The following is a 3,802-nucleotide window of genomic DNA, read 5'->3' as shown; positions in this document are numbered from 1 at the left end:
GCAAAGGCGGACTTCCGTGAATTCATCGGCGTGGCTATACTTGTCCGTCAATTTTGGCGCACCGGTGCCTGTTCCGGGCGCTCGCAAGAGGTGGCTTCGTGACCAATCCCGTACCCCAGACCGATGCGGTCTTTCTAAAGCACTTCGCCCAACTCATCGCGTTTCTGGTGTTGGTTTGCGTGCTCCTGATCGCCTTGGGCGCCTATATCTACAGTGGCCATCCATCGCCGGAAAATCCGGGTGCGGCCAAGGTCACTGATCAGCGCATTGCGCCGGTGGGTGCGGTTTACGCCGGTGATACCGGAGCCGCCGCGATCGCTGCAGCCGCCGAGGCGGCCAAAGCGGCTGCTGCTTCGCAGGTGGCCTATGACGGTACGCTCGATGGCTCGGTCATTTACGGAAACCTGTGTCAGGCCTGCCATGATTCGGGCGCCGGTGGTTCGCCGAAACTCTCCGACAAGGCCGTCTGGGCTTCGCGCATCGCGGCCGGTGCTGAAACCATGGTCAGGCACGCCATCGAAGGTTACACCGGCAGTGCAGGCATGATGCCGGCCAAGGGCGGCAATCCGGCCCTGAGCGACGAGCAGGTCAAGGTCACCGTCGAATGGATGATCGAGCAGGTCCAGTAGCGGCTTGAGCCTCCTGTAGCGTGTCGAACAAGCGCCGCCTCCGGGCGGCGTTTTTCATGGCGCCACGCCAGCCGTCCGGGCGGCAACCGCTGCGTTGCTCGTCGCCCCGATGGAACCACCATTGGGAGCTCCTCTCGTCTTGCGCTTGCCACCCATCCACTGCGCGATCATCCGCGCCACCTCATGAGTAGTCCCGGCTGGAGGCGGATCGGCTATGGTTGAGCCATGCCGAATGTTCGCCGCTATCAACTCGATGACTTGCTCGTCGACCTCGATCGCCAGACGGTCGAGCGTTCAGGTGCACGTCTGGACGTGGCTGGCCTCAGCTTCCGCCTGCTTGCGCATCTGATCGAATGCGGTGATCGCGTAGTCAGTTTCGATGCCCTGATCGAGGCCGTCTGGGCACCGGCCGTGGTCGGCGAGGAAACGGTGACCCAGCGCGTCAAGTTGCTGCGTCAGGCACTGGGTGACGATGGACGCCGGCCGCGCTATGTGCGTTCCGTGCGCGGGCAGGGCTATCAGCTTTGCAGTGTGCCGACACCAGAAAGCTCGGATGCCAGCCTCGGTACGGCAGACCGGCAACCGGCTTCCCGCAAGCTCCATTGGGCTTATGTGATCGCAGCAGTTCTCCTGCTGGCGCTTCTTGCCGGCACTGCGTGGATCAACTTGCAGACCCGGCCTGTCGATTCGGATCGACAAGTCGGTTCACGCGGTGCTGCAACTGAGCCGTTGCAGCGTGCACTCTATTACGCAGGCATCGGCCAGGATGCGAACAACGAGCGAGCTATCGACTTGTTCGAGGATGTGCTTGTCGATGATCCCGGCAATGTTGAAGCGATGCTCGGACTCAGCCGCGCATTGAGTGCGCGCATGTGCCTGTACAACCGCGGCACGGGTTCCGTGAAGCGTGCAGAAACGCTGGCTCGCAACGTGCTGGAAAAGGATGATCGAAACAGTCGCGCACACGATGTGCTGGCATATTCCTACGACTGCCGCGGGTACATCGACGAGGCCCTTGCCGAGTATGAGCGCGCGGTCGAACTGGATCCGGTCGCACGCTTCGACAGCAAGGCATCGGCGGCGTATCTCTATGCGGTCAAGGGCAGGCTTGCGGATGCACTGAAGGCCAACCTGGAGGTGTCGCACAAGAGCGGGGCCTTGCGGTTTCATGGCATTCAGGTCGCGCGCAATCTCGAGCTGCTGGGTTTTGTTGCCGTCGCCGAGCAGCGCTACGCGCAGAACTTCAGGCTATACCCGGACAGCGTGTATTCGAACGTTGCCTGGCCGCGCAGCCTGTATGTGCAAGGTCGACTGGCTGAGGCCGAGGTGGCCATCGCCGAGGCGCTTGCGCGTCCGCCGCATCCGGAGCTCTTCATTCTGGAAGGCGAGCTGGCATTGCTTCGGGGCGATGAAGCCAGGGCGCGCTCCGCATTCCAGCGGGCGCACGATCTGCGTCCGCATACGAGCTGGCCGGAAACCCTGTTGCACCGCTATGCGCAAGGCGCGCCCGACGCGGCCTGGATGACCGGGCAGGCCGCGCAGATTCGAGCGGCGATCGATTCAGGGGAGCACTCCCCGGAAATGCATATCGAGCTGGCCGTCCTCGCCCTTGGACAAGGCGCGAAGAGTCGGGCGCTGGACGAACTCGACGCTGCGATCGAGGCGGGCTATCTCGACCGCGCCTATCTGCAGGTATCGCCCTTGTTCAAGCCTCTGGTCGACGAGCCACGCTTTGCCGCCGCGATTGATCGCATCGGCCAGATCGTGGCGCGCGAACGCGCCATGGTTCTGGCAGCCGACTGGTTGCCGGCTGATCTGTTGTCAGCGGTCAAGGCATCGCCTTGAGCACGATGTCAGAGAATATCTTCTGCGATTGCGGATGGGCGAAGCGCTGGTTGTAGGCGGTGCTCGTGACTACGGTCACCAGGTCGAGATCGGGCGCAATGAAAACGTAGTTGCCACCATTTCCGCTCATCGCCCAGGTGTCCACCTGCTTGCCCTTGTGTGGAAACCTGAAGCGCCAGATCTGATAGCCGTAGTCCGCATCGTCGCGGGCCTGGGCGTGCACGCTGAGCATGGCATCGACCCAGTCGCCGGAAAGAACGGCCTGCCCGTTCCACTGGCCCCGATTGCGCAGCAGTTCGCCCAGCCTGGCCAGATCACGACTGCGGAAGCGTGTGCCGCCGCCACCGATCTGGGTGCCATCCGGAGCCTCGTTCCACTTCACGTGTTCAATGCCCAGCGGCTGTTCCAGAACATCGGCAGAGAAATCACCAAGACGCTTGCCCGTCGCACGTTCGACAACCGCACCGAGCAGGAACGATCCCGCCGTACAGTAGGAGAACGAGCGACCGTGCGGACTGTCGGCGGGTTTCGTGTCCCACGGAGCAAAGCCCTTGATCGGCAGATCCAGCGCAAAACCGATCCAGTCCTCAGTGACATACATGCGCTCCTCGTTGCCCGAGGAGAACTGATTCTCATCGTTGCATTCGAGCAACGAACTCATGGTCAGCAAATCTTCCAGCGTGATCGCATTCTTGCGTGGATCGGGGTTCTTCGGTGCCGGCCGATCCTTGAACGTGTCGAACACGCGGTCGTCCACGCCGCCAATCAGGTCGCGATCGATGGCCGCGCCAAGCAGCATCGCCGTCACCGTCTTGGTCAACGAGCGGGTGTCATTGAGATGCTCGCGGCTGCCGCCGTTGTAGTAGCTCTCGTGGATCAGCTTTCCATCAAGCACAACCAGCAGGCTGGTCGTGCCCTTCCAGGTGCCATCGGCGATTTTTTCATCGGCTGATCTGAGCAGCGCGGCGTCCCACCCGAGGGCTTTGGCATCCGCCACTTTCCAGCCATCGTCGAGTGCCGGCGGCGGACCTTGTTCGGCTACGGAAAGGGAAGCGGCAAACAGCAAGGGCACGGTCATCTGGATCAGGGCTTTCATCGGGATCTCCTCGGCGTTGGTAGTAAGCCAGTTCGCCATGCAGGCGAATGAAGTGCCGGAAACACGAATGAAGAATTCTGAAGCCGTCGCCACAGGGCGCTCGCCGGTCGCCTCGGGCGTGCGATGCCCGGTTGTGCACCATCACGGGGAGAGGATGATGCGGAACGCACCGTGTTGGTGCGAAATACCATCCGCCATCGCAGCCTTCCAATGCTATGTCATTGATTAACAG

General features: G+C 62.1%; 3 protein-coding genes. 2 read left to right on the top strand and 1 reads right to left on the bottom strand.

The annotated features are described in order from the left end of the window. Nucleotides 1–98: 98 nt before the first annotated feature. Together WBP53_RS01305 and WBP53_RS01300 are read left to right on the top strand one after the other, a co-directional pair. Nucleotides 99–629 (top strand): c-type cytochrome, encoded by a 531-nt coding sequence (locus tag WBP53_RS01305; protein ID WP_423925152.1) that lies wholly within the window; start codon nt 99–101, stop codon nt 627–629. A 225-nt stretch (nt 630–854) separates the two neighbouring features. Continuing rightward, nucleotides 855–2,474: a winged helix-turn-helix domain-containing protein gene (locus WBP53_RS01300; protein ID WP_423925150.1), complete on the top strand. Its 1,620-nt coding sequence runs from the start codon at nt 855–857 to the stop codon at nt 2,472–2,474. Here WBP53_RS01300 and WBP53_RS01295 read toward each other — a convergent pair. Then, the gene (locus tag WBP53_RS01295) at nt 2,458–3,570 is read right to left on the bottom strand and encodes a serine hydrolase domain-containing protein (RefSeq protein WP_423925148.1); all 1,113 of its coding nucleotides are present in this window, start codon (nt 3,568–3,570) and stop codon (nt 2,458–2,460) included. The genes WBP53_RS01300 and WBP53_RS01295 overlap by 17 nt on opposite strands. Nucleotides 3,571–3,802: the final 232 nt, after the last annotated feature.

It is taken from the genome of Dokdonella sp. (assembly GCF_049593775.1).
GTDB lineage: Bacteria > Pseudomonadota > Gammaproteobacteria > Xanthomonadales > Rhodanobacteraceae > Dokdonella.
This window is presented reverse-complemented; position numbering and strand designations above follow the sequence as displayed.

What these genes read in the sequence shown, in the direction of transcription:
- WBP53_RS01300 (WP_423925150.1), top strand. Translation starts at nt 855, where the DNA reads ATGCCGAATGTTCGCCGCTATCAACTCGATGACTTGCTCGTCGACCTC.
- WBP53_RS01295 (WP_423925148.1), bottom strand. Translation starts at nt 3,570, where the DNA reads ATGAAAGCCCTGATCCAGATGACCGTGCCCTTGCTGTTTGCCGCTTCC.